This window comes from Vibrio sp. 1CM23M, from assembly GCF_023161755.1.
GTDB lineage: Bacteria > Pseudomonadota > Gammaproteobacteria > Enterobacterales > Vibrionaceae > Vibrio > Vibrio coralliirubri.
Map to the genome: position 1 here is coordinate 1,158,608 of NZ_JALNTR010000002.1, position 25,452 is coordinate 1,184,059.

General features: G+C 46.8%; 24 protein-coding genes. All 24 read right to left on the reverse strand.

Annotated features, from left to right (window positions below; genetic code table 11):
- Positions 1 to 59: 59 nt before the first annotated feature.
- Positions 60 to 1,175 carry a chemotaxis protein CheW gene (locus MSG35_RS10490; protein ID WP_248383858.1) on the reverse strand — a complete coding sequence of 372 codons (1,116 nt, stop codon included), beginning with the start codon at positions 1,173 to 1,175 and terminating at the stop codon, positions 60 to 62.
- A complete protein-coding gene (locus MSG35_RS10495; protein WP_081231283.1) occupies positions 1,162 to 1,944 on the reverse strand; it encodes a ParA family protein in 783 nt (260 codons plus the stop codon). The genes MSG35_RS10490 and MSG35_RS10495 overlap by 14 nt, the downstream gene beginning before the upstream one ends.
- Before the next feature lie 10 nt (positions 1,945 to 1,954).
- Positions 1,955 to 3,079 (reverse strand): chemotaxis response regulator protein-glutamate methylesterase, encoded by a 1,125-nt coding sequence (locus tag MSG35_RS10500; RefSeq protein ID WP_050652157.1) that lies wholly within the window; start codon positions 3,077 to 3,079, stop codon positions 1,955 to 1,957.
- 13 nt (positions 3,080 to 3,092) lie between these two features.
- On the reverse strand, positions 3,093 to 5,276 hold the full coding sequence (locus MSG35_RS10505; protein WP_050652156.1) for a chemotaxis protein CheA: 2,184 nt from the start codon (positions 5,274 to 5,276) through the stop codon (positions 3,093 to 3,095).
- Positions 5,277 to 5,285: 9 nt separating this feature from the next.
- On the reverse strand, positions 5,286 to 6,017 hold the full coding sequence (locus MSG35_RS10510; RefSeq protein ID WP_248383859.1) for a protein phosphatase CheZ: 732 nt from the start codon (positions 6,015 to 6,017) through the stop codon (positions 5,286 to 5,288).
- 105 nt (positions 6,018 to 6,122) lie between these two features.
- Positions 6,123 to 6,491, reverse strand: a complete 369-nt coding sequence (gene cheY / locus MSG35_RS10515; RefSeq protein WP_016767062.1) for a chemotaxis response regulator CheY — start codon at positions 6,489 to 6,491, stop codon at positions 6,123 to 6,125.
- A 42-nt stretch (positions 6,492 to 6,533) separates the two neighbouring features.
- Positions 6,534 to 7,268 (reverse strand): RNA polymerase sigma factor FliA, encoded by a 735-nt coding sequence (locus MSG35_RS10520; protein WP_248383860.1) that lies wholly within the window; start codon positions 7,266 to 7,268, stop codon positions 6,534 to 6,536.
- Positions 7,261 to 8,148: a MinD/ParA family protein gene (locus tag MSG35_RS10525; protein ID WP_248383861.1), complete on the reverse strand. Its 888-nt coding sequence runs from the start codon at positions 8,146 to 8,148 to the stop codon at positions 7,261 to 7,263. Before MSG35_RS10525 ends, MSG35_RS10520 begins: the two co-directional genes overlap by 8 nt.
- Before the next feature lie 13 nt (positions 8,149 to 8,161).
- A complete protein-coding gene (flhF, locus tag MSG35_RS10530) occupies positions 8,162 to 9,715 on the reverse strand; it encodes a flagellar biosynthesis protein FlhF (protein ID WP_248383862.1) in 1,554 nt (517 codons plus the stop codon).
- Between the two features lie 27 nt (positions 9,716 to 9,742).
- Positions 9,743 to 11,842: a flagellar biosynthesis protein FlhA gene (gene flhA / locus MSG35_RS10535; RefSeq protein ID WP_017064115.1), complete on the reverse strand. Its 2,100-nt coding sequence runs from the start codon at positions 11,840 to 11,842 to the stop codon at positions 9,743 to 9,745.
- 210 nt (positions 11,843 to 12,052) lie between these two features.
- Positions 12,053 to 13,183 carry a flagellar biosynthesis protein FlhB gene (gene flhB, locus MSG35_RS10540; protein WP_017060671.1) on the reverse strand — a complete coding sequence of 377 codons (1,131 nt, stop codon included), beginning with the start codon at positions 13,181 to 13,183 and terminating at the stop codon, positions 12,053 to 12,055.
- A 9-nt stretch (positions 13,184 to 13,192) separates the two neighbouring features.
- The gene (fliR, locus tag MSG35_RS10545; RefSeq protein WP_017060672.1) at positions 13,193 to 13,975 is read right to left on the reverse strand and encodes a flagellar biosynthetic protein FliR; all 783 of its coding nucleotides are present in this window, start codon (positions 13,973 to 13,975) and stop codon (positions 13,193 to 13,195) included.
- A 6-nt stretch (positions 13,976 to 13,981) separates the two neighbouring features.
- Entirely contained in the window at positions 13,982 to 14,251 is a 270-nt protein-coding gene (gene fliQ / locus MSG35_RS10550; RefSeq protein WP_029235191.1) for a flagellar biosynthesis protein FliQ, read from the reverse strand.
- Positions 14,252 to 14,262: 11 nt separating this feature from the next.
- Entirely contained in the window at positions 14,263 to 15,192 is a 930-nt protein-coding gene (gene fliP / locus MSG35_RS10555; RefSeq protein WP_248383863.1) for a flagellar type III secretion system pore protein FliP, read from the reverse strand.
- Entirely contained in the window at positions 15,179 to 15,619 is a 441-nt protein-coding gene (fliO, locus tag MSG35_RS10560; RefSeq protein ID WP_136982077.1) for a flagellar biosynthetic protein FliO, read from the reverse strand. Before fliO ends, fliP begins: the two co-directional genes overlap by 14 nt.
- Positions 15,619 to 16,029 (reverse strand): flagellar motor switch protein FliN, encoded by a 411-nt coding sequence (gene fliN, locus MSG35_RS10565; protein ID WP_004739851.1) that lies wholly within the window; start codon positions 16,027 to 16,029, stop codon positions 15,619 to 15,621. Before fliN ends, fliO begins: the two co-directional genes overlap by 1 nt.
- 29 nt (positions 16,030 to 16,058) lie before the next feature.
- Positions 16,059 to 17,102: a flagellar motor switch protein FliM gene (fliM, locus tag MSG35_RS10570; RefSeq protein ID WP_017631770.1), complete on the reverse strand. Its 1,044-nt coding sequence runs from the start codon at positions 17,100 to 17,102 to the stop codon at positions 16,059 to 16,061.
- Between the two features lie 7 nt (positions 17,103 to 17,109).
- On the reverse strand, positions 17,110 to 17,598 hold the full coding sequence (gene fliL, locus MSG35_RS10575) for a flagellar basal body-associated protein FliL (protein ID WP_050635193.1): 489 nt from the start codon (positions 17,596 to 17,598) through the stop codon (positions 17,110 to 17,112).
- A gap of 53 nt (positions 17,599 to 17,651) precedes the next feature.
- On the reverse strand, positions 17,652 to 19,766 hold the full coding sequence (locus MSG35_RS10580; protein ID WP_248383864.1) for a flagellar hook-length control protein FliK: 2,115 nt from the start codon (positions 19,764 to 19,766) through the stop codon (positions 17,652 to 17,654).
- Positions 19,767 to 19,948: 182 nt separating this feature from the next.
- On the reverse strand, positions 19,949 to 20,386 hold the full coding sequence (fliJ, locus tag MSG35_RS10585; protein ID WP_248383865.1) for a flagellar export protein FliJ: 438 nt from the start codon (positions 20,384 to 20,386) through the stop codon (positions 19,949 to 19,951).
- Positions 20,387 to 20,405: 19 nt separating this feature from the next.
- Positions 20,406 to 21,725 carry a flagellar protein export ATPase FliI gene (gene fliI, locus MSG35_RS10590; RefSeq protein ID WP_017060680.1) on the reverse strand — a complete coding sequence of 440 codons (1,320 nt, stop codon included), beginning with the start codon at positions 21,723 to 21,725 and terminating at the stop codon, positions 20,406 to 20,408.
- Positions 21,725 to 22,525, reverse strand: coding sequence for a flagellar assembly protein FliH (gene fliH / locus MSG35_RS10595; RefSeq protein WP_017060681.1), 801 nt, complete (start codon positions 22,523 to 22,525; stop codon positions 21,725 to 21,727). The genes fliI and fliH overlap by 1 nt, the downstream gene beginning before the upstream one ends.
- A gap of 124 nt (positions 22,526 to 22,649) precedes the next feature.
- Positions 22,650 to 23,711: a flagellar motor switch protein FliG gene (gene fliG, locus MSG35_RS10600; RefSeq protein ID WP_017060682.1), complete on the reverse strand. Its 1,062-nt coding sequence runs from the start codon at positions 23,709 to 23,711 to the stop codon at positions 22,650 to 22,652.
- On the reverse strand, positions 23,704 to 25,446 hold the full coding sequence (gene fliF, locus MSG35_RS10605; RefSeq protein ID WP_248383866.1) for a flagellar basal-body MS-ring/collar protein FliF: 1,743 nt from the start codon (positions 25,444 to 25,446) through the stop codon (positions 23,704 to 23,706). The genes fliG and fliF overlap by 8 nt, the downstream gene beginning before the upstream one ends.
- Positions 25,447 to 25,452 lie beyond the last annotated feature (6 nt).

The window sequence follows — 25,452 nt, forward strand, 5'->3', positions numbered from 1 at the left end:
TTGCCGTCGTTACCGACCACTATTATTAACTTGATGCTTTTGTTGTACCAATCGTAGTACTAGCTCAATGCTTTTACATCTAGCCCTGCGTTTAGCATGGCGATTAATGCTTCGACATGGATCAAAGCACACATTTTTTCTTTTACCATCCCAGCGAGCCAAGGGCGTTTTCCCGCCGTTTCTCGCCAGCGTACTTTATCTGTATTCAACAACTCGGTGCCTTTGAGCTCAGTGCCCGCAAGGCCCCACAAGCTTTCTCCAAGCATCACTATATATTGATAGTTTTCTTTGTATTCGTCACCTGCTAGTTTCTCAGACATCACCCATTTTGCGGTATCGACCACATCTAGCTGACTATCACGGTTGGTTTGTAACCCCAAATACCAAGTCGGTTTACCAATAATGTGATTGACCTCTTCTAGGCGATGGATACCACCGAGTTCATCAAGCGGCACCGCAAAGGTCACACCGTTCACATCGAAATACAGTACTTGAAAATCTTCTGTGCGAACCGTACTTTCCCAAGAGGTAAACTGGTCAGCACCTCCGGCTTGAGTTTCGGGTTCAATAACTGTTTCGGGCTCAGGAACATCAACTTCAGGCTCAACAGCCTTAACTTCTACTTGTTCCGTCGCTAACTCTTCAATTTGCTGCAATTCAACAGGTGGCTCTACAACAATTGATAAATCGGGTTCTGGAAGATTCCAATCCTGAATCTCTGGCTCTTCGAACACTTGAACAGACTCAACCGCAGCATCAAACATTTGCATGTCAGCTTGCTGGGCGATTTTCTGGGTGTTCTGATCCATCAACTCATCAAGGTTCAGTTCATCAACAACATTGGTCGCCTCTAAACGACTCAGTAGTTTCTGAACATCCTCAAGGTTAGGAACCTCAAACTCAGCCGCGCGTATTTCTGCATAGCTTGAGTGGTGACTCGAAAATTGGCGCTCTGGCTCTGGCTCTGGCTCTGGCTCTGGCTCTGGCTCTGGCTCTGGCTCTGGCTCTGGCTCTGGCTCTGGCTCTTCAGATTGTGATTCGTCGCTCGACTCGTCAACAAAAAAATCGTCAGATTCAAAGCTTTCATCACCTAACAGCGCAGTAAAGTAGTCATCCAGTGCTTGTTCACTGGATAGACTTGGCTGCGCCAATGTTGATTCTTTATTCGCGCTCATTTATCGCCAACCTTTCGAGATAAATAAGCAGCTGTTTATAAGCAAATACACCACGGCTACCCGATGCAAAATGAGAGGCTGGTAAGCGTTTTAGGCTCGCATCTCGAAACTTAGTATCTATCGGCACAGCAGATGTCCAAACTTGATTTGGATAATCATCTTTGAGCTGCGTTAATGTTTGCAGTGAGGCTTTGGTTCGCTTGTCGTACATCGTCGGGACAATCGTCACCTTAAACGGTGTTTTGCGAGACTTCTGCATGATGGTCAAAGTGCGAATCATGCGCTCTAAGCCCTTCATCGCCAAAAACTCAGTTTGTACCGGAATCAATATACGATCGCTTGCAGCCAATGCATTGACCATCATCACACCCAGAATTGGCGGGCAATCGATCAACACATAGTCATAGTCGTCTTTCAAAGCGGCCAAAGCGCGTTTCAAGATCAACCCCATGCCGCTTCGATTTCCCATTACACGGTCTAATGTCGCCAAAGACATGTGAGCAGGAATAATATCGATACCTTCGACTTCCGTTTGTAAAAGCAAAGGTCTTACTGTCTGCGCGGTGAACTCACGCAACTGGAACAGATCAAACAGGCTCGATTCCACCGTATCTGAGTCGTAACCCAGATAGGTGGTCAGTGATGCATGTGGGTCAGTATCAACCAACAGAACACGGTGCCCCTTCAACGCAAGTAAACCTGCTAGAGTCACGGTCGTGGTCGTTTTACCAACACCACCTTTTTGGTTTGCAACACTCCAAACAATCATTTCGATTTACCTAAGCTAACCCAACTTCAACCAAGATCCTTTCCGCGATGCGGTCTAGAGGTAGGTCTTCAGTAGAAATGCCAGCTTTTGCTACAGCTTGAGGCATACCATATACAACACAACTGTCTTCGTCTTGTGCCCAAATCGTCGAGCCCGCAGTTTTCAACATACGCGAACCTTCTCGACCATCTGCGCCCATACCGGTCAGTATCATAGACAACACTTTGTCACCATAGATCTTCGCTGCAGAGCCAAATGTGACATCCACACAAGGCTTGTAGTTCATGCGGTCGCCGCCATCAATAATTCTTAGACGTGCAGACCCAGCTCGGCCATCAACCATCATCTGTTTACCACCCGGAGCAAGATACGCCACGCCAGGTTTTAACACATCACCGTCTTGCGCTTCACGAACTTCAATCTTACACAAGGTGTTCAAGCGACTAGCAAAAGCCGCTGTGAATGTTGCTGGCATATGCTGAACTAACACAATTGGATGTGGGTAGTGTGCAGGGATGCGAGTCAAAATCTTCTGTAGAGCAACAGGGCCGCCAGTCGAAGTACCAATGGCTGTTAATTGATACTTCTTACCTGACGCTCTGAATTTCGCCGTTGATGCAACCGCAGGCTTCGCTGTCGAAGTCGAAGCTGCTGTTGAAATTGGCTGGCGCAATGGCGTAGATGTTGAAGTCGTTGCTGTCGCTCTCGGCGCAATAGGAGCACGACGCATAAATGCACGCTTTGCAGCAATCTGAATTACACGTTGTTGAAGCAATGCAACTGCATCGTCACGGTTACGTGCAATGTCTTCAAACTTCTTAGGTAGGAAGTCGAGAGCACCTGCATCTAACGCATCTAACGTTGCTCTCGCTCCATCATGCGTTAACGATGAGAACATCAAAATAGGCGTTGGAGACGCAGCCATGATCTCACGAACGGCAGTGATGCCGTCCATGACAGGCATTTCAATGTCCATCGTGATTACGTCAGGTCTTAGCTGTTTCGCTTTTTCAACGGCTTCTTTACCGTTTACTGCAACATCAATGACTTCTAGGCGAGCCTCTGAGTTGATGATCTCGCTAACGCGACGACGAAAAAAACTCGAATCATCAACGACTAATACTTTAATCGCCATATTTATCCTTAAATTAAATTCTTGACGCAGCTGCGTACTGCTTCAACAAGTCCGGCACATCTAGAATCAATGCAATGTGTCCGTCACTTGTAATTGTCGCGCCTGCCATTCCTGGCGTGCCTTGCAGAAGCTTATCAAGTGGCTTGATCACGACTTCTTCTTGACCGATAAGCGTATCGACAACAAAACCAACACGTTGGCTACCAAGTTGTACGATAACAACATGGCCATGCCCTTTACGCAGTTCAACAATACCCGCTTTAGGAGCAAGCCAGTTTTGCAAGTAGAACAACGGAATAGACTTATCGCGAACGATGATCGTCAGCTGACCATCAACCACGTTTGTGCGGCTTAAATCTAGGTGGAAGATCTCGTTAACCGATGCCAATGGCAATGCAAATGGGTGACCCGCAACACCGACCATTAAGGTTGGTAGAATCGCTAGGGTTAGTGGAACCTTGATGGTGATCTTGGTGCCCTGTCCCATTTCTGAATCAATATCAATAGAGCCGTTCAGTGTGTTGATCGCTGTTTTCACAACGTCCATACCCACACCACGACCAGAGATATCCGAGATCTGCTCTTTGCTTGAGAAGCCAGGAGCAAAAATCAGGTTGAAACACTCTTTATTCGATAAACGAGACGCTGCATCTTCATCCATCAGGCCACGTTTAACCGCGATAGCACGAAGCTTATCAGGGTCCATACCGCCACCGTCATCAACGATAGCCAGTTCAATGTGGTCACCTTCTTGAGAGGCAGACAGAATCACTTTACCCGTTTGTGATTTACCCGCAGCAACACGGTCGTTTGGCATTTCAATACCATGATCGACAGAGTTTCTCACCAAGTGAATCAGGGGATCAGCAAGTGCTTCTACTAAGTTTTTATCAAGGTCCGTTTCTTCGCCACGCATTTCAAGAACGATGTCTTTCTTCAAGCTACGAGCAAGGTCACGGACAACTCGTGGGAAGCGACCAAATACTTTCTTGATCGGCTGCATACGAGTCTTCATTACCGCACCTTGTAGGTCTGCAGTAACAACATCTAAGTTAGAGACAGCTTTCGACATTTCTTCGTCGTTGCTGTTAAGGCCAAGGCTGACGAGTCGGTTACGCACCAATACCAGTTCACCTACCATGTTCATGATGGTGTCCAGTGTTGATGTATCAACGCGAACTGTTGCTTCAGCTTGCTGCTTCTTAGCCGGTGCTTTAACTTCAGCTTTTGCTGGAGCGCTCGGTTTCGGCTCAGCTTTAACGGCAACTGGCGCGGCAGGTTTAGGCGCAGCTTGAGGTGCTACTGCCTTAACTTCTGCTGGCTTAGTCGCGGCATCCAATTCTTCAATCGAAGGTCCATTACCTGAGCCATGTAGTTGGTCAAGTAACTTCTCGAACTCTTCGTCAGTCATCAGATCATCGCCTTCAGACATCGCCGAAGCAGGTGCTGCTGGCGGTGGAGGAGGCGTTGAACTTGCCGCTGTCGGGCTCTTACCCGCACCGTGCAATTCATCTAATAACTTTTCAAATTCGTCATCAGTAATATCACCACTGTCAGCAACAGACTGAGGTGCAGCGGGTGCTGGCGGCGGTGTTGGTGCAGAAGGCGCTGTTGGTGAACCACCTTTACCGTGAAGCTCATCAAGCAAGCGTTCAAACTCATCTTCAGAGATATCATCGACTGAAGATGCATTGATGTTTGAGCTTTCAACAGTAGGTTCCGGAGCAATAACAGGCTCAGGCGCTGCAACAACAGGTTCAGGGATAATAGGTGCAGGCGCTTCTACTGGTGCCACTTCATCCGCAGACTCTGGTTTACAGAGACGGTGAAGTTCATCCAATAAAGATTGGTCGGCTGGCACTAAAGGTTCCTGATCTTGCACGGCGCGAAACTGTACATTGACTGTATCTAGCGCCTGCAGCATGGTATCCATCAAACCTGATGTTACGCTGCGTTGGCCGTTTCGCAGAATGTCGAACACATTCTCAGCACCATGACAAGTATCCACCAGCTCAGTTAATGCTAGGAAACCAGCACCACCTTTTACTGTATGGAAACCACGGAAAATAGCATTTAATAGGTCTTTGTCGTCAGGGTTATTCTCAAGCTCTACCAGTTGTTCTGATAGGAGTTCAAGGATCTCTCCTGCTTCGACTAAAAAGTCCTGAAGAATATCTTCGTCTAAATCGTAGCTCATACGTTACCTTTAAAATCCAAGACTGGATAACAAATCGTCGACTTCATCTTGAGATGCGACAGCGTCTTCGCGCTCTTCTGGGTTCATAATTGGACCTTCAGGCGCAATCGATGCTTTCTTCTCTGACTCTGGAGTTGGCTCTTTTTGATTCGCACCGAATACCGTGAGAATCTCGACCAAACGTCCTTCCACCTCATTCACCAAGGTAATAACTTTGCTAATTATCTGCCCAGTTAAATCTTGGAAATCCTGAGCCATCAAGATTTCAGTCAATTGTCCGCGTAGTTCAGTACTATCGCCTTCTACTTGGACAAGCAATCCATCAATGCGGTGACATAAAGCTTTAAATTGTGACAGCTCAATGCGGCCATGCATCAGTTCATTCCATTGAGGCCTTACTTGAAGTAAACACTCGTGTAGGTTGTCTGCGATTGGCATACAGCGATCGACAGCGTCCATCGTCTTATTTGCCGCAACTTCCGTTTTATCAATGACATACTGAAGGCGATCCCTTGCATCAGGGATTTCGTCATTTGCGATAACGCTGATGCGTTCATCGAAATTGAATTGAGTCAAAGAGTCGTGGAGGTCGCGTGTCAGACTTCCTATTTCTTGAAGCATTGGATTGTCTTGAAGACTAAAGTTATCTTCATAAATGCTTCTCACAAGAGAATCAGCATTTTGCTGCTCATCGTTCTCAAGCAGCTCTACTAATTTTTTTGCTTGTTCTAATGAAATCATCCTGAATTCGGCCTTACTCCGCATACTTTGTGCGCTTAGGCTATCAAGATAAACAGATAACTTATCAGTCAGTGTTTACCTAGAAGTGCCTAAATTTATTGATGCTTATAAGCGATCAAAAATCTTATCAAGTTTCTCTTTCAGCGTTGCAGCAGTGAAAGGCTTCACAATGTAACCATTAACACCCGCTTGCGCAGCTTCGATGATCTGCTCACGCTTCGCTTCAGCTGTAATCATAAGCACTGGAAGGTGCTTAAGTTCTGCGTCTGCGCGAATGTGTTTAAGCAGGTCAATCCCTTGCATGCCTGGCATGTTCCAGTCAGTTACCACGAAATCAAATTCGCCTTTTTTCAGCATAGGTAACGCGGTCAAGCCATCATCTGCTTCTTGAGTGTTGTTGAAACCTAAATCGCGAAGTAGGTTTTTAACAATTCGGCGCATCGTTGAAAAATCATCAACAATGAGAATTTTCATGTTTTTGTTCAAATTAGCCTCCACTGAATAGGATCAGTGTTGTTAGTCGTTCTGTGTCCAAGCACTTAACTTAGTGCGTAAACGCTGCATAGATTGGCTCAGTATTTGGCTGACACGAGATTCGCTGACACCTAACACTTCCCCAATCTCTTTTAAATTGAGTTCTTCGTCGTAATAAAGCGAAAGCACAAGGCCTTCTCTTTCCGGAAGTTGTTTTATCGAATCGATCAAAGCTTGGCGGAATGACTCATCAGCAACCCCTTGAAAAGGCGTATTATCTTGAGAGTCTTCATTCGGAGATATTACATCATCTGAGACGCCTAAATCTTCGATTCCAACCAGTCTTGAGCAATTAATGTCAGTTAAAGCGCTGTGATATTGCTCTAAGCTGAGCCCCATGTGTTTTGCCACTTCGGCATCGCTCGGGTCACGGTTGAGGGTTCCCTCTAATTCCGCGATTGCACTGCTGATTTCTCGATTGTTTTTATGAACCGATCTCGGTACCCAGTCCCCACGGCGAATGTCATCCAACATTGCGCCACGAATCCGAATACCAGCATACGTCTCAAAGCTTGCGCCTTTGGTACCATCATAGTTTTGTTGCGCCTCAATCAAGCCGATCATGCCCGCTTGAATTAAGTCATCAACCAATACATTAGGCGGTAATCGCCCCAACAAGTGATGAGCGATACGTTTAACCAACACAGAATACTTCTCAAAAAAAGCCTGTTGGCTATTGTGATTAGCGTGTTGGTCGTAAGTAAGCGCTTTATTCACCAAATGGTTCCTCTATAAATTCAGTACGATTCAGCAGCCTTTCAACAAAGAACTCCAGGTGTCCACTTGGTGTTTTTGGTATTGGCCAGGTCAATGCTTTGTTAGCCAAAGAGCTGATTGCCAATGCAGCTGGAGAGCGAGGAAACGCATCGACTACGATTTTCTGTCTCTTGACTGATTGACGTACTTTATCATCTAAAGGAATACATGCTACGAGTTCGAGGCTCACATTCAAGAAGCGCTCTGTGACCAAAGTCAACTTTGCAAATAATTCTCGGCCTTCGCGGTAGCTTCTGACCATATTTGCAACAACTTTGAATCGCTGAACGTGGTGTTCTCTACTTAAAAGCTTAATCAAAGCATATGCATCCGTGATCGAGGTAGGTTCATCACATACCACAACAACCACGTCTTGCGCCGCTCTTGAGAAGCTGATCACCATGTCCGAAATACCTGCTGCCGTATCGACTAACAAGATATCCATCTCATCTTCAAGAGAACCGAACGCTCGAATCAAACCAGCATGTTGAGCATGCGAAAGTTCAGTCATGCTTTGTGTACCCGATGTCGCTGGAATTATCTTAATTCCGTACGGCCCTTCGACAATCGCATCCTTAAGTTCACACTCACCCGCCAAAACATGTCCTAGGTTTCGTTTAGAACGAATGCCCAGCATGATGTCGACGTTAGCCAATCCTAAATCGGCATCCAGTACCATGACTTTTTTGCCTTGGCGAGCCATGCAAATAGCCATACCTAACGTCACATTAGATTTACCTACCCCACCCTTACCGCCAGTTACAGCGATAACTTTCGTGATTGAAGGCTTCGTTAAGCGACGGAGGCCGCTAGCTTGATCGTGTATCATATTTTCATTCATATTTATCCGCCGCCTAGAGTCCTTCAGAATCGCTATTCCAGTAATGAGGTTCATTCTCTGTAGATTTTTCTAATAGCTCATTAGCCTTAGCAATCATGTACTTTGGCTGAGCTATAACGATATCTTCAGGAACTCGTTGACCATTTGCTATGTAAGCAACTGGTAATGCATTTTGTATTACGACACTGATGAATTCACCTAGACTTAGGGATTCATCCAGCTTAGTCATGATGCATCCCGACAACGGGATTCTTCTAAAGTGTTCAATTGTTTCTTGTAGCACTTTGCGTTGCGCGGTTGCAGGCAACACAAGGTAGCTATTGATAACGGAACCACTCTCTTGCATCAATGTGTCTAACTGCTCAGATAGGCGAACATCTCGTTGTCCCATACCTGCAGTATCGACCAGAATCAGGCGACGATTACGTAACTGATATATTACATCGGCCAGTTCGCTAGAATCTTTAGCAACTCTTACAGGACAACCCATAATTCGACCATAGATCGATAACTGCTCATGTGCACCTATACGATATGTATCAGTTGTCACTAGTGCGACGTTATCGGCGCCATATTCCATGGCAGCACGTGCAGCTAGCTTTGCAACAGTCGTTGTTTTACCCACGCCAGTTGGGCCAAGTAGAGCCACAATACCGCCGCGTTTTAAAATATCTTTTTGTGTAACGGAGATTTGGTCAGCAACCAGAGCTAACAAAGCCTTCCACGCACGTGCAGGTTTAGTATCTTCAGGAATGTAACACGCCATTTGATCGGCAAGCTCTGCAGATACACCCATACGCTCAAGGCGCTTAATAAGCATGGCTCTGAGCGGTTCACGACGCTCAACTTCTTGCCACATTAACCCGGATACTTGATGCTCTAACAAACGACGAATTGAGGTCATCTCTTCGCGCATCGTTTCCATTTCAGTATCAGAACCTTTGGACTGCGTGTTCTCTCGACCACGATCGTAACGTGTTGGGTCCAAACGAGGTGCCGGACGCTCGACTCTACGGTCTTCAGCAATCAACTTAGACAAACCCGTTTCACGAGCAAATGCTGAATCAAGATTGCCGTGAGACTGTTGGTTACCGTGAGATTGCTGATGGCCATGAGACAGCAAATTGCTTTGACTCTGAGGCTTATGGCCCGTGCTTGATTGGCGATTGAGCAATGCTGACAATGAATCTTCATTTTCAGCACGATGTTGTGGCTCATCATCGGCGCCATGACTGTATTGCTTAAGCATATTCGCAAAGCGCTTAGTCATTGAGCGTCCACCTTCAGCATTCGACTGCAGGCTAACCTTGTCATCGTCTAGTTGACGTCGCCCGGCAGGAGCTGCGGGCGCGGCCATTTGTGTATATTGGCTTTGTGCAGGCTGCTGAGGTTTATTTAGTCTCTGGCTCGCTGTCGACGGGCTGGATTCGCCATCAATAGCGGCAACAATTTCCACGCCACCTGCGACCTTTTTGTTAGACATGATCACCGCTTCTGAACCAAGTTCTTCTTTAACTTGGAGCAGAGCCGTTCGCATATCTTTTGCAAAAAATCGTTTAATTTTCAATTCGATTGTCCGTTCTAATTAGGCGGCTTAATTACCAACAGCTTGTACGATACGTATCTGCTTTTCGTCCGGTATTTCTTGGTAAGACAAGACTCGTAAGCTTGGGATCGTGTTCTTCACGAACTTAGCCAGAGTCGAACGCAACACGCCAGAGGTCAATAGTACCGCGGGCTCACCTTTCAGCTCTTGCTCTTGTGTGGCGTGGCTGAGGGAGGTCTGTAAACGTTCGGCTAAACCAGGTTCAATACCAGCAGATTCTCCACCGGATGCCTGCATGGTTTGATGCAAGATTTGTTCCAGCTCAGGAATCAAGGTTATCACTGGCAATTCTGGTTCTATACCATTGATTTCTTGAACAATTAATCGTTTCAATGAGATGCGAACCGCCGCAGTTAGTATGTCAGGTTCTTGACTCTTACCAGAATACTCCGACAAAGTTTGGACTATGGTTCGAATGTCACGAATTGGAATCGCTTCATTCAACAGGTTCTGTAGCACTTTCACGACCACACCCAACTGCAATTGATCCGGTACAAAGCCTTCGACCAGCTTAGGTGTTGAGCGGCTGAGCATCTCAAGCAGGTTCTGAACTTCTTCGTGACCAATGAGCTGCGATGCGTTATTGGTTAACAGCTGGCTAAGGTGTGTCGCCAGTACCGTAGAAGAGTCCACAACGGTATAACCTAAAGCCTGTGCGTGTTCACGCTGCTCTTCACGAATCCAAACCGCTTCAAGGCCAAAGGCAGGGTCTATCGTCGGCTCGCCATCGATCATGCCATAGACTTGGCCCGGGTTAATCGCGAGTTCCATATCTGGTTTAATCTCAGCTTCACCCACAGCAACACCCATCAACGTAATTCGGTAGCTGTTTGGTGTCAGTTCTAGGTTATCGCGAATGTGTACCGCTGGGATCAAGAAACCAAAGTCTTGAGACAGCTTCTTACGCACACCTTTAACACGCTCAAGCAATTCCCCGCCTTGGTCTCTATCAACCAAAGGAATTAAACGGTAACCCACTTCTAAACCAATAATATCGACAGGTTGAACATCATCCCAAGAGAGCTCCTTCTGAGAGCCTACTTCTCCATTCGCTTCAACTGTCGCCGGAAGATTAGGTTCTTCCGCCTTCTTCTTGTTCTTTTTATCGATGTAATACGCCCCCGCGCCCGCTACGATGGCAAGACTCAAGAATGAGAAGTGCGGCATGCCAGGAACAATACCCATAATGCCAAGGATGGCGGCGGTGATCATCAAGGCTTTTGGATTGTCGAACATCTGGAAGACAAGTTGCTCACCCATATCTTCATCAGTATTTTGGCGCGTTACCATCATCGCAGCTGCAATAGACAGTAATAGAGATGGAATTTGTGCAACCAGACCATCACCGATAGTCAGTAGCGTGTAGATTTCGATTGCTTCACCAAAACCAAGGTCAAACTGAGCCATACCAATGCTCAATCCACCAATGATGTTGATGAATAAGATTAAGATACCAGCGATCGCATCGCCTTTAACAAACTTAGAAGCACCGTCCATCGAACCGTAGAAGTCAGCTTCTTTGGTTACTTCAAAACGTCTCAGACGCGCCTGGTCTTGGTCGATCAAACCTGCGTTCAAGTCGGCATCGATTGCCATCTGTTTACCCGGTAAAGCGTCTAACGTGAAACGCGCGCTTACTTCCGAGATACGACCCGCACCTTTGGTTACAACCATGAAGTTGATGATCATAAGAATCAAGAACACCACTAGACCTACCGCATAGTTACCACCGATAACCACGTTACCGAAGGCTTCAATCACGTTACCGGCCGCGTCGCCCCCTTCGTGACCATGGAGCAATACCACACGTGTCGAAGCAACGTTCAAGGCTAATCGAAGTAGAGTCGCAATCAGCAGGACGGTCGGGAATGCAGCAAAATCTAAAGGCCTGCGGGTATAAACCGATACCAATAGCACAACCATAGACAGTGCAATGTTGAAGGTGAAGAACATATCCAACAAGAAAGCTGGAATGGGCAACACCACCATAGCAAGCGTTGCAAGTACCATAACAGGTGCACCAATCGCAGGCATGGCACGGTTAGGGATTTTAGGTAGCTTGTCCACAAAAGGCAGGGAGAATTTCATAAATCTAGACAGTTTCGCTATGTTGTAGCTCTCTGAACAAGTGGATTAGGTCTTAGTCAGGGCTGTTTGCTATGGGCTTATAATGTTCAGGCTACTACAGCAAACACTGTACCAACATCTCACGTCAAATTATCGCCATCACCTCTATAAAAGGAAGATTAGCTAGCTCGCTATTATCAGGGTTCATCACGCAGAGCTCAAGCAATTGATCTAATGACGTAAATCAGGTGGGATCGGCATATTAGAATCTTGCAGTTTTGGTCGCTCACCACCTCGTTTTCGGTACTGTTTAAGCTGGAAGACATATGCAAGCACTTGTGCAACTGCCGTAAACAGACCGTCAGGAATTTGTTGTTCTAGCTCAGTGGTGTGATAAAGCGCCCTCGCCAATGGCGGCGCTGGAACTATATAGATGTCGTTTGCACGCGCAATCTCTCGGATCTTCATCGCCATGTGGTCGACACCTTTAGCAACCACAATTGGTGCTTTGTCTTGATTCTGCTTGTAGCGCAGCGCCACTGAAAAGTGTTCCGGGTTGGTCACAATCACATCCGCTTGAGGGACATCAGCCATCATGCGACGCTGAGCCGCTTCCCTTTGAAGCATACGAATTCGGCCTTTCACTTCCGGCTTACCTTCAGTGTCTTTGAATTCGTCTTTGACTTCTTGTTTGGTCATCTTCAATTGATCGGCGTGTTGCCAGATCTGGAACGGGATATCAATCGCCACCACAATCAGCAGTGAGCAGCTGATCAACAGGATGAAATTGAGCAAGATATCCAAGGCATGAAAGATGTTCTGCGGGTACACATCCATACTCAGCTGCATTAAATCATGCTGAGAGGCTTGAATCAGATAAATCGCCATCCCCGATACGAGCGCTACTTTAAGAATAGACTTGAGCAGTTCAACCCAACTTTGCAGGCCAAACATACGCTTGATACCACTCAGTGGGTTGAGCTTAGACGCCTTTGGCATCGCCGCTTGCATTGAGAAGTTAATCCCACCGACACCCGCAGCGCCGATGACGGCAGCAACAAACAAGGTTATCAGTATCAAAAACAGCGGGAACAGCAGGTTCACCAGTGCACCACCGGCAATTTCTAGAAGTTTGTTAGTGTCAAAAATTTCGTCGCGACTCAAAGAGAACAGGCGTTGCATCGCCTCGAACAAAGCCTTCGCCATCGATTCGCCAAACCACATTAATGCAATTGCACCGACAATAAGTACCGACGCTGACGCTAGCTCTTTTGACCTTGCAACCTGCCCTTTCTCTTTGGCCTGTTGCAAGCGTTTGGGCGTGGCGTCTTCTGTGCGTTCTTGACCGTCTGACTCTGCCATTTCAGTCTCCTAGCAATCTAACCGGATTAGACGACATATCTGTTGTTCGCCCTGCATCCAGAATAGCTCATAGTGACTATACAAGCCGCCAAGGATGTACCAACAAAGCAACAGACCCACGAGTAGCGCAAATGCAAAACCCAAAGAAAAGATGTTTAACTGAGGTGCCGCACGCGTCATTACACCAAAAGAGAGGTTAATCGTTAGCAGCGCGATAATGCCCGATAAGGACATCGCCAATGCCGTTTTGAACATGATACCGAGCCACAATGCGAGCTCTCGAAAATCGACTGAGGTCAGAGAGCCACTGCCAATCGGCAAAGTCTTAAAGCTAAACACCACCAGCTGCAGCATTTTCAAGTGACCATCGGTCGCCAAGAAGAACATGGTCGCTAGCAGCATGAACAATTGACCAAGTACAGGCGTGTTTTGCCCGTTAGCCGGGTCAACCATTGAGGCGAAACCCAAGCTCGATTGCATGCCGAGGATCTGACCCAGCATAACAAAGGTTTGAATCATGAACTGGGTAACAAAGCCCATGGCCACGCCAATCACGATTTGCTCAAAGACTGTTAGGAAGCCTTGAAAGGACAGAAGTTCAATCTCTTTGGGAACGGCCGGAATCGCAGGCATCACCGCAAAAGTAATCGCCAAACCTAAATACAGACGAATACGCGGAGACACAAAGCGTGCCCCTGTTACCGTCATCACCATCAGCATCGCTGAGATGCGAGTGTATGGCCAAAAATAATTGGCTAACCACTCTAGTACAAGGCTCGTTGGGTATTCCATAACGGTTTAATACAGAACTTGCGGCAAGCGTTCGATGAGCTCAAAAAAGAACTCCATCATCATCTGGGTCATCCAGTGTGCGAATAGCATCAACGCCAACAAAGTTACGATCAAACGCGGCAGGAAACTCAGTGTTTGTTCGTTGATTGAGGTCGCAGCTTGGAAAACAGCCACAACCAAACCGATCAGCAGGCTAGGAATAATGATGGCGCAAACCATGATTAATACCATCCAAAGGGCATCTCGGAACAACTCTACGAATATTTCAGGATTCATTATTCCCCCAGCTACAAGGCAAAACTGCCGGCGAGTGTGGAGAGTATCAAGTTCCAGCCATCAACAAGAACAAACAGCATCAACTTAAACGGCAGCGATACAATCATCGGTGACAACATCATCATACCCATAGCCATCAATACCGATGCCACCACCAAGTCGATGATTAGGAAAGGCAAGAACAGCATAAAGCCGATTTGGAAAGCCGTTTTTAATTCCGATGTGATAAATGCTGGAATCAGAACCGCCATCGAAACATCTTCAGGGTTAGTCACTTCCGCACCAGAAATCTCAACAAAGGTTTCAAGATCTTTGATTCGAGTCTGTTTGAGCATGAAGGACTTAATCGGTTCTTGGGCAACATCAAATGCCTGTCGTGCCGATATCTGTTCATTAAGATAAGGCTGAACTGCTTGTTCGTTAACTTGATTAATCACTGGCGACATGATGAAGAAGGTCAAGAATATCGCGATACCAATAATGACTTGGTTAGACGGCGTTTGTTGTAGACCCATCGCCTGACGCAAGATAGACATCACAACCACAATACGAGTGAACGACGTCATCAAAATCACCATCGCCGGCAAGAAGCCAAGCATGGTCATTAACGCGAGAATTTGCAGGTTAATCGAGTAGTCTTCGCCGCCATTGGCATTGGTTGTCATGGTAAAGGCAGGTATGCCGCCACCATTGCCAGTTAAGCTGCCCGTGGTCATGGTTGTCGATTTGGCTTGGTCTTGTTCCATCGTGCTGATAGTCACCGACTCTGAGCCAGCGGTATTTGCAGGAATGACTGTGCCGTCTTCAGCTTGTGCAAATACCGACACACTGAATACGATTGAGCATAGAAGAATAAGCTGAACCAACATCACTTTCACCGCTCGGAAAGCTCCGGCTTGGTGAAAGTAAGAGGAGTTCAAAAGTCCGTTACTTGTTTGCATCTTTTTTTATTAGCTGGGAAAGCTGACTTGAAAATGTACTTTTTTCCAGCATCTCCTGAGTAAGAGGTTTATCGAGCTTAGAGATCAGCTGAATCGATTGTGTGGTAATCCCTACCAAGAACTGTTCATCACCCGCTTGCACAATAGCGATACGCTCTTTAGTACCAACAGGGATTTGCCTAACAATCGCCAAACCTTGTTGATTCGACATCGCAGGCACTTGCATTCGCTTGAGTAGCCAAGCAATAAATAAAATGAAGGCTATAACGAAAATTAGCGACCCAAAGGTGGTCGCTAAATCAAGAGAAGGCGGTGTTGCTGCAAAAGCAATGGAAGGAACCGTTAATAGCCCTACTCCCAAGATTCCTCGTAACAAACCTGTCATTCCGAGAAAAGAGCCCGCCAGTCTTTGAGACAAAAAGCTCATTAACGCAGCTTCTTAATTCGTTCTGTTTGGCTAATAACGTCAGTCAAACGAATACCAAATTTGTCGTTTACTACAACCACTTCACCGTGAGCAATCAGAGTACCGTTAACCATCACATCCAGTGACTCACCAGCAATTCGATCAAGCTCAACAACCGAGCCTTGGTTCAATTGAAGTAAGTTACGGATACTGATCTGAGAGCGGCCAACTTCCATTGAAATAGTCACTGGAATATCCATAATGGTATCCAGCTTACGACGCTCATCTTCAGAAATCGGAGATGATGAATCGGTTAGCTCATCAAGTGGTGCCGCAAGCACATCATCAACATCAATTGACGGCGCTGAAGGATCTTCACCAAGTGCTGCAGCCCATTCGTCTGCTAGCTTTTGATCTTCACTAGGTTCCATTACCAATTCCTATACTTTTATCTATTTTTCTATTCGTCATCATCGCTGTTTTCGAGTTCAGACATTAAGTCTTTACCTAGAAAAGCGAGATCAGTTTTAACCACATGGGGTCTTTGAATTTTTTCCGAAATCTGAACTGCAAGCTTCTCACCAGAACGGCCCATTTTCACACGATAAGTCGGCAGTTCTTCGACAAACATGGTTGCGTGTTCAGGCATGTTCATTGGGATAACATCACCAGGGCGTAGCTCCATCAGATCACGAAGGGAAATATCTTGCTCTAGCAAATTCACACGGAAGTTGACGGGCACATCCATGATCTCATCACGCAGTGCGGTACTCCAACGAACATCGGTTTCCATCTTGTCTGATTGAACACCCGCATCAAGCAATTCACGGATCGGCTCAACCATGGAGTAAGGCATGACAACGTGGAAGTCACCACCACCGCCATCTACTTCAATGTGGAACGAACTCACAACAATCACTTCGGTTGGGCTCACAATGTTCGCCATACTTGGGTTCACTTCAGAATCCAAGTATTCAAACTCAACCCCCATCACTGGAGACCAAGCTTCTTTGTAATCTTCAAAAACAATTTTCAGCAGTAACTGAATGATTCGTCTTTCAGTAGGCGTGAATTCACGACCTTCAATCTTGGCGTGGAAACGACCATCACCGCCAAAAAAGTTCTCTACGAGAATGAAAACCAGACGAGCTTCCATGGTGATGAGTGCCGTACCTTTCAGTGGACGGAAACGAACCATGTTTAAACTGGTGGGTACATACAATGTGTTTTGGTACTCACCAAACTTCATCATTTGTACGCCGTTGATCGACACTTCAGCCGTTTTACGTAACATATTAAACAAGCTGATACGCATATGACGTGCGAAGCGCTCGTTAATAAGTTCAAGGGTCGGCATTCGACCACGGACGATTCGATCTTGAGATGAGAAGTCGAAATTGACCGCATTGTCATTTTCGGTTTCTAAGACATCTTCAACTTCTTCAACATCATCAACGCCATGTAACAGCGCATCAATTTCGTCTTGGCTTAATAAATCGGTCACAAATTACCTATTGAATTACGAAGTCAGTGAATAACACTTTTTCAATCACAGGCTGGCCAACAGCTTGAGCCAGGCTTGCTTTAATATCTTCTGTTGCCTTGTCACGCAGTTCAACTCGTCCGGTTGGTGAGCGCAATTGATCGACCGTTGCCGAAGCAAACGTGGCCAATAGCGTACTTTCTACAAGTGGAGAGTGGTAACGAGCTAGGTCTTCATTCTTACTGCCACGTACCATGAGCTGTGCTTTTATCTGAACTAGGCGATCTTTTTTGTCACCTGTCACATTAAACAAGAAGGGCTGTGGAATATTAACATACATAACAGGCTCTGCAGCGACCACAGCCGTTGTTGGCTGAGACTGAGATTCAGAGGCGCTATCGTCAGAACCTAAGAAAAAGTACAGCGCACCACCTATACCAAGCAGTAACACGACTACGGCAATAATGATTATAAGGAGCTTGCTCTTCCCTTTAGGTGCATCTTGTTCTTCTGCCATACTTTACTCTAACTTCCTGTTCTTTCGATTAACTAAGCGTTCTTAGCCTGATATTAGGCATAATAACTAATTCCATCACGCTTTGATGCGACATTCAATTCAAGATTGCTGCCACTATCAAGGTTTTCATCACCTTGCGTATCATTTGTGCGGTTAGCGCCGGATTGTTGCTCACCATTGTTGTATCTATCTTGTCCCTGACCGGAGTTCTGTTGTTGAACAGACGAATCGGCAAGCTGCAGACCTTGCTGAGCAAGCATCTCTCTCAAGCGAGGTAAGGTTTGTTCAATCACATCTCTCGCTTGCTGATTACTCACCGTAAAGTGCACGTTTGCCACGTCATTATTCATGGTCATGCGGATTTTCATTTGGCCGAGTTCTGGTGGGTCGAGACGGATGTCCAAGTTCTTGAGGTTCTTAGACATCATCATTTGTACTTTTTCAGCCACTTGCTCATTGGCTAGCTCTTTGGTGAGCTGTAAAGGTGCTTGTTGAGCAGCTTGAATTTCAGCTCGCGTAGGTGCTGAACCCACCGTTGCCGTACCTTGTGCACCAGCTGCAGAAGCGATCTGCTGAGCAAAGGTTGAATCTTTAGAATCTTCTTTAGCACCCGCTTTACCCAAACCAGACAGTGCTGCTGCACCGGCGCCCGCTTTAAGAAGCGTATCAGTCGAGCCGGCTTTTGTGGCAGCTGGCGTTGCATTCATCGCCATACCTTGCGCGGTTAAAGCTGGATCCAACGTTGCTTGCTGCTGAGGTGAAGCCACATTAGCTTGTTGAGCTGCATGTGCATTATTGGCGTGCAGCATTGCCGCCTTTTCCGTAAGAGCATTGTTTGCTGATTGAGAAGCAGCCTGCGCTGACACTTGTTGTGCCGCCGTCGCTACAGCTGCTGTTGATGCTGCCGCAGCTAAGGCTTTAGTTTCGCTTGAATCCGTATTATCCCAATCGATAGCAGCGGGTTCACCAGACGCACTGTTCGCAGCCGGAGCTTGACTTAGCAGAGCTGTTGCTTGTTGTTGAACGTTTGCGAGCTGTTGATTCAACAGGTCTAGGTTAGAGCTCGCTTTAGCCAAAGCGGCTTGCTCATCAACAGTCAACTTAGCACCACTTTGTTGCTTCTGAAGCAAGCTATCGACAACAGACTGCTCTGATTCGATTTGTCCATTCAATTGGTTTAGCGCTTTGGTATGGGCATCTACTTGCTTTGCCAGTTCAATATCCGCGGCTGATAATGCTTGACTCTGATCGGCAGCAACCGCACTAGCTGCATTCTTTTGGCTCAGCTCTCGGCTCATACTGGCTTCAATTTGTTCTGGAGTGACGCCTTTATCCATCAGCTGTCGAATTTCAGCATCAGTTAGCTGAGAAACACCCTTACCTCCGGTAAGTACAGCGATTTCAGAATCGACTTCAAGGCTCTTCTCTTGATGTGCAACCTTAGCTTGTTGTGTCGCCTTATCCGTAACGGAAGCTCCTGCAACAGAAGCACCGGTGATATTACCTTGGGCTTGTTCTGCCTGACCTTGCTGAGGCAAGCCTTTGCCGTTTGGCGCTTGATTTAGAGTTTTGTTTGCCTCATCCAATTGACCAAGCAATTTATTGCCTTCACTCATCGCTGCATTGGCTTGCGATGCCTGCGTAGCACCATCTACAGCTGTTGGACCCTGAGTTTGGGATTGAGCAATATGTTCTTTAGATTCGTTAGTTGTAGCCTGCGCATCTTTACCATCTGCCTTATCTGCGACGGTCTTATCAGCGACAGTGCTATCAGTGCCCGAATTGGCTTTGAGCTTAGCCTCAGATCCAGACGCAGCCTCTGCTGATGTTTTATCAGCAGCTTTCTCGCCTTCTACTTCTGAAGCTGCTTGCTTGCTTTGCGCTTCGCTCACTTCGTCAGTAGCCTTTGATTCAGCTGAATCGGCTTTGTTCGTTTCGGCTGAGGCTTCACCTTCGGTAGAGGCCTGTTTAGCATCAGGGTTCGCGGTGCTTTCTGTGTCTTTTGCTGCGGCTTTACTGCCACTTTCTTCAAAGCCAAGCGCTTCTTTAAAGGACTCAAAGAAACCTTTAGAGTCGCCGGTTTCTTCTACCTTGGAGGAGGCAGAACCGGTGTCCAACAACGATGACGTTTTGTTGGTCGCTGAATTTGAGGAAAGACTAACATTCATATATACAAGCTCTATCTACCAGCTTTGCTGCCATGAATCAGGCAACAAAAAGAAAGTCGGATGCTTTTCATGCCTTTGGTGGGCATAACGCGCAATTTTATATAAAACGGAGCAAGAAACATGCCTATAAGTTCGGTTCTCACAATATCGAGAACAGCACTGACGTCATTCGTGGCTTAGGATCACATCTTCTTTCGGCTGTATAACAGAGTCGAGAACTCATCCATTTGCTTTTGTTCTCTTCGATCTTGCAGCTTTGCTTTCTCTTTCTGCTTTTTCTCCATCAACCACTCGTAGGATTTACGTTTTTTGCGTAACTCCATCCAGTAGTTTTGGCAGTTATCGACTTGATTTTTAAAGTGGTGCTCGGCTTCTCTCTGCTTGGATAATGTTTCATCCAACTGAGTTAAGAAGCGGTTCAGGTGACCATATTGGCTCGCCGTTAAGCCAGCCTTGCCGCGGTCAACGAGCTGCTGACAGTAATCGAGTCGATACTTTTCAATCTGCGCAACCTGCTCGTAGTAACCTTGCAGCTCCGAGTTCGCTTTGTTTAGCGCAAGTACAGCTTGGTTCTCTTGATCTTTGGCTTGACCGAGCAAAAATTCTAATGCGTTATCCATGACTAACCTTATTCACCCGTTAGCCACCCAATACATGTTTCAACATGTTGACGCACATGTCATATGGGACCGTTTCTTTCATCTTCTGCTGCAAGTACTCATCCAGTTTTGGTTTCAACGTGAAGGCACTATCGATTGCTGGATCCGTTCCTGGCTTGTAAGCACCAATCGACACCAAATCTTGGTTTTTACGGCAGATAGACAGCACTTGCCTTACCGCTTTCGACATCAAGACATGTTCTTCAGTGGTGATTTGCGGCATAACACGACTGACGGATTTCTCAACGTCAATCGCAGGATAATGACCGGCATCAGCCATCTCACGAGATAACACAACGTGACCATCGAGAATTGCTCGCGACGCATCGGCAATCGGATCTTGTAGGTCATCGCCTTCGGTTAACACGGTAAAGAAGGCCGTGATTGAACCTTGCTCATCATTACCATTACCTGCTCGTTCCACCAGCGCAGGAAGCTTAGCGAAGACTGATGGCGGATAACCTTTGGTTGCTGGCGGCTCCCCCACAGACAGAGCAATTTCACGCTGAGCCTGAGCAAAACGGGTCAATGAATCCATGAGTAGCAGAACATCTAAGCCTTGGTCGCGGAAGTACTCGGCGACAGCCAACGCGGTTTGACAGCCTTTTAAGCGCATCAATGGCGATGAGTCGGCAGGAGCGGCAACAACAACCGAACGCTTGCGGCCATCTTCACCAAGAATTTCTTCAATAAACTCTTTAACTTCTCGTCCACGCTCACCGATTAGACCGACCACCACCACTTGCGCAGTAGTGCCTCGAGTCATCATGCCCAGAGTTACGGATTTACCGACACCAGAGCCAGCAAACAGACCGATACGTTGCCCTTTACCTACGGTTAGCAAACCATTAATCGCTTTCAAGCCGACATCGAGTGGTTCAGAAATCGGTTTACGAGCTAACGGGTTGATTGGCTCCGCATTAAAGGAAGCGCGTTGCTCGGTATAGATTGGACCTAACCCGTCGAGTGGATTACCGACGCCGTCAATCACTCGACCGAGCAGTTCCATTCCGACAGGGATACCACTTTCGGTGGTCATTGGTGTGACGCGAGCGCCAGGTAAGATCCCAGTGATTTGTTCACTCGGCATCAAAAATAGGTTATCGCCAGAGAAACCGACGACTTCGGCTTCCATCTGACCAGACATGGTTTCGACTAAACACAAACTGCCGATTGGCGCTTTGCAGCCGGTCGCTTCAAGCGTTAAGCCAACAACGCGTACTAATTTACCAGAGGCAATTGGTCGCGATTTTAGCCCCTCGACCTTGTACTGACTGAGACGATTCGCTAACTCAAGCATTACTCATGACCTTGGTGACGATTTGCGCCGCAGAAGTTTTGAATGACGTTCTTTACGCGATCTTCCATGCGGTAGTTAACGCTCGACTCACCCGCTTCAATTTGTACATCACCACGGTTGAGTGCTGGCTCTGCGACCAGCGTCCAATTACGGCAGTCCAATTCAGTCTCGCCATACGCAGAGCGAATGATCGCCACATCTTCCGGATTGAGTTTCAATGTGATTGCGTGACCAGAGATCGGCAAAGACTCTACCGATTCTTTAACGGTATCTAATATAATTTGTGGATTGGTTTGCACTTCAACATGAACCACTTCTTTGACCATGGTAAGCACCATGTCGACCAATTGTTTCTCCACCTGAGCGTTCATCAGCTCTAATGGTTGAGCGAACTGGTTTGCCAGCCCCATGAAGACGGCCACTTGTTGTTGAATGTATTCTTGACCCGCGGTTACACCTTCAAGCTTGCCGGCTTCGTTGCCTTCTTCGTGACCTGCGGCAAAACCTTCTTCTTTACCTTTTTCATAACCTTGCTTAAAGCCCGCTTCTTGACCTTGATGCAGACCTTCCTGATAAGCGCCTTGTTTGATCAGTTCGATTTGCTCTTCAGTCAGAACCAGCTCTTCATCTTCAATGGCTTCTTCAACCGTTGGCATCCAACTAGGGTCGTAGTTAAAGGCGGTTTCTTTGGCTTGTTTGCTCACATCAGAGGTGTAGTCAGGCAGCCCCCATTTCTGAGGTTGGGCAACCGTATTATCTTCTTCAGGGCGAAGGAAGCCGCGTTTTCTATCACCTGACATATCAGTACCTATCTATGAGTGGCTTAACTGTATTGTGAATTCAAGCAGTTAAACTGAGTTAATCTGTGGTTCGAGATTGGATAAAGAAAAGCCCCAACAGTGTGGGGCTTTTGAGGTTTCTGTATTAAAGGAACTCGTCGGCGCCACCAGACAGCATAATTTCGCCACTGTCTGCCATCTTCCTCGCAATACCCAAAATCTCTTTCTGAGCCGCTTCAACATCAGAGACTTTGACTGGCGGCATCGCCTCAATATCGTCTCTCATCATATCGGCAGCACGTTTAGACATGTTCTTGAAGATCTTCTCGCGTAGACCTTCATCGGCACCTTTAAGTGCTTTCTGTAGAATGTCTTGTGGAACATCACGTAATAGTCGTTGAACACCTTGATCATCAACTTCAATAAGGTTTTCAAAGACAAACATCAGATCTTGAATCTGTGTTGCCATGTCTTCGTCTTGGTCACGGATTTGATCCATCAAGACGCCTTCCACGTTGTTGTCCATGTAGTTCATGATCTCAGCCGCGGCTTTCAGGCCACCAATTTTGGCTGCTTGAGCACCCGCTTGACCCGCGAACTGTTTCTCCATGATTTCGTTCAGTTCAGCAAGCGCCGAAGGTTGAACTTCTTCAAGGTTGGCAATACGCATCATAAGATCCAGACGAACTCGCTCTGGGAACTGAGACAAGATCTCAGCCGATTGATCGGCATCGAGGTACGACAACACAATGGTTTGAATTTGAGGGTGCTCGTTGATGATAATGCTCGCCACCTGACGAGGATCCATCCACTTGAGCGAATCCAAACCTTTCGAACCTGTGCCGAGAAGAATTTGGTCAACAAGGTTGTTCGCCTTGTCTTCACCCAGAGCAGCAACTAGCGCATTACGCATGAAGTCTTCGCTGCCCATACCAATGTTGGTGTACTTCTGAATATCATCTAAGAAAGCACGGTGCACTGCGCCTACTTTCTCTTGGGATAGGTCTGTAGCTCGCGCCATCGCACTACCCACACGCTGAACCTGCTTTGGTTCTAGGTGACGAATAATACCAGCAGCATCTTCTTCATTTAAACTGAGCAACAAGATCGCAGCACGCTCATCGCCAGAGATAGAGCCGATATCCACGCTAGAGACATCAAGCACTTCACCGCCTTCAGTTTGTTGTGGAACTATTTCGTTAGCCATCTACCATCCAATTCTTAACTACTTGAGCTGCTAGCTCTGGTTCATTCGCTACAAGTGCACGTACTGCTTTCAGCACGTCCTCGTCTTTATGAAGGTTTGGTAAGTCGATGCTTGAACCAAATTCAAACAGCTCACCACCTTCAATATCACCACCAATTAAGCTGGTTTCGCCGTCGGCACCAATTGGCATACCATCAGGGCCGTACATCTGTTCATCGTTGTCTGCTGCTGGGTTAAGCAGTTTCTTCATTGCAGGGCGAACAAGTACCAACACCACCACAATAATAACCAAGGCACTTGCAAACCAACGAACCCAATCATTGAAATTTGGATGCTCCCAGATTGGTACATCAGCAACAACATCTGTTACTTGAGGTGCAAACTGCATGCTTAATACGTTGAGCAAATCACCACGAGTTTCATCAAAGCCCACCGTACCAATCAATACTTGGCGAATCGCATTGATCTCGCTAGCCGGGATCGGAGTATGAATCACTTCACCCGTATCTGGGTTCAAGGATTGACGGTCTTTGATCGCAACAGAAACCGTCTGGCGGTTAACCGTGCCGCTCTGTTTACGTTCATGACTGATAGTGGTGTCTAGCTCAAAGTTTCGAGTCGCTTCTTTGTGAACAGAGCCTTGACCTGTCATCGCGCCGTCTTTCATCTGAGCCACATCTTGTGGAATTGAGGCATCCGCTGGAGGCTGGTTACTCAACGCACCCGGAATACCCGCCACCGTATTTCCATTGTTGTAATCTTCTAAGGTGTATTCACTTCGAGTCGCCGGTGTATTCGGATCAAAACGTTTTCTGGTTTGCTCCACAGCACTGAAATCGAGCTGGATATCAACCTGAGCGGTGTAGTTACCAAACCCAAGAATAGGAATCAGGATGGAGTCAATTTTTTCACGCAGCGCTTGTTCTTGATTGCGCTCTAACTCGTGTTCTTTACGACGCGCCGCTGACATAGGGTCTTGAGAGCCTGAGCTCAACAATCGACCATGCTGATCGGTCACCGTAATACGTGAGGTTTTCATTCCCGGAACGGCACTTGCCACCATATCCACAACAGAATCAACTTCTTGCTGCTTGAGGTTAGTACCTGTTTTTAGAGTTAGGAATACAGAAGCAGAGGCTTCTTGATTATGACGTACAAAAACACTCTGCTTCGGCAGGGCCAATAAAACCTGAGCTTTACGCACCTGTTTCATCTGCTCAATGGCTTTGGCAAGTTGTCTTTCGCGGCTTAATTTAAGGCGTTCTTGTTCTAAACGTTGTGATACACCAAAACCCATGTCTTGCATGAGGATGTCATCACCCGCGTTTCGCTCTTGATTCAAACCCGCTCGTACCATATTAAGCTTTAATGAGTTGTACTCACTCGCCGGTACTGAGATGGTATTGCCTTCAAGCGTGTAATCGATCTTTTGCAGATCTAAGTAATCAAGAACGGGGATCAATTCTTCTGTTTCGTAAGCCCCTAATGGACGCATTTCTGGCTCTTTTACCCAGAAAAACAGCATCACAATCAGCGCTACACAGATAGAGATAGAAAGGACTAAGACGACCTGACGAAGTAAATCAAGATCACCGACAGCCATATCGAACTTCGATGAACTGCGTTCACCTAGATCGGGATTTTGCCCTTCTCCGTCTAGCTCAGAGCCTGCAATAAGTGCATGGTCGTTGCTATCGCTTACGGTTAAATCTGTTGTTTGACTATTATCTGCCACTATTTA

Excerpts from the sequence above, each read along its gene's own strand:
- fliR (WP_017060672.1), bottom strand. The coding sequence starts at position 13,975 with ATGGAATACCCAACGAGCCTTGTACTAGAGTGGTTAGCCAATTATTTT.
- fliP (WP_248383863.1), bottom strand. The coding sequence starts at position 15,192 with ATGCAAACAAGTAACGGACTTTTGAACTCCTCTTACTTTCACCAAGCC.
- fliN (WP_004739851.1), bottom strand. The coding sequence starts at position 16,029 with ATGGAACCTAGTGAAGATCAAAAGCTAGCAGACGAATGGGCTGCAGCA.
- MSG35_RS10505 (WP_050652156.1), bottom strand. The coding sequence starts at position 5,276 with ATGAGCTACGATTTAGACGAAGATATTCTTCAGGACTTTTTAGTCGAA.
- MSG35_RS10580 (WP_248383864.1), bottom strand. The coding sequence starts at position 19,766 with ATGAATGTTAGTCTTTCCTCAAATTCAGCGACCAACAAAACGTCATCG.
- fliJ (WP_248383865.1), bottom strand. The coding sequence starts at position 20,386 with ATGGATAACGCATTAGAATTTTTGCTCGGTCAAGCCAAAGATCAAGAG.
- flhA (WP_017064115.1), bottom strand. The coding sequence starts at position 11,842 with ATGAAATTCTCCCTGCCTTTTGTGGACAAGCTACCTAAAATCCCTAAC.
- MSG35_RS10490 (WP_248383858.1), bottom strand. The coding sequence starts at position 1,175 with ATGAGCGCGAATAAAGAATCAACATTGGCGCAGCCAAGTCTATCCAGT.
- MSG35_RS10495 (WP_081231283.1), bottom strand. The coding sequence starts at position 1,944 with ATGATTGTTTGGAGTGTTGCAAACCAAAAAGGTGGTGTTGGTAAAACG.
- fliI (WP_017060680.1), bottom strand. The coding sequence starts at position 21,725 with ATGCTTGAGTTAGCGAATCGTCTCAGTCAGTACAAGGTCGAGGGGCTA.
- fliQ (WP_029235191.1), bottom strand. The coding sequence starts at position 14,251 with ATGAATCCTGAAATATTCGTAGAGTTGTTCCGAGATGCCCTTTGGATG.
- fliH (WP_017060681.1), bottom strand. The coding sequence starts at position 22,525 with ATGTCAGGTGATAGAAAACGCGGCTTCCTTCGCCCTGAAGAAGATAAT.
- flhB (WP_017060671.1), bottom strand. The coding sequence starts at position 13,183 with ATGGCAGAGTCAGACGGTCAAGAACGCACAGAAGACGCCACGCCCAAA.
- fliO (WP_136982077.1), bottom strand. The coding sequence starts at position 15,619 with ATGAGCTTTTTGTCTCAAAGACTGGCGGGCTCTTTTCTCGGAATGACA.
- fliG (WP_017060682.1), bottom strand. The coding sequence starts at position 23,711 with ATGGCTAACGAAATAGTTCCACAACAAACTGAAGGCGGTGAAGTGCTT.
- fliL (WP_050635193.1), bottom strand. The coding sequence starts at position 17,598 with ATGGCAGAAGAACAAGATGCACCTAAAGGGAAGAGCAAGCTCCTTATA.
- MSG35_RS10510 (WP_248383859.1), bottom strand. The coding sequence starts at position 6,017 with ATGATTTCATTAGAACAAGCAAAAAAATTAGTAGAGCTGCTTGAGAAC.
- MSG35_RS10525 (WP_248383861.1), bottom strand. The coding sequence starts at position 8,148 with ATGAATGAAAATATGATACACGATCAAGCTAGCGGCCTCCGTCGCTTA.
- MSG35_RS10500 (WP_050652157.1), bottom strand. The coding sequence starts at position 3,079 with ATGGCGATTAAAGTATTAGTCGTTGATGATTCGAGTTTTTTTCGTCGT.
- cheY (WP_016767062.1), bottom strand. The coding sequence starts at position 6,491 with ATGAAAATTCTCATTGTTGATGATTTTTCAACGATGCGCCGAATTGTT.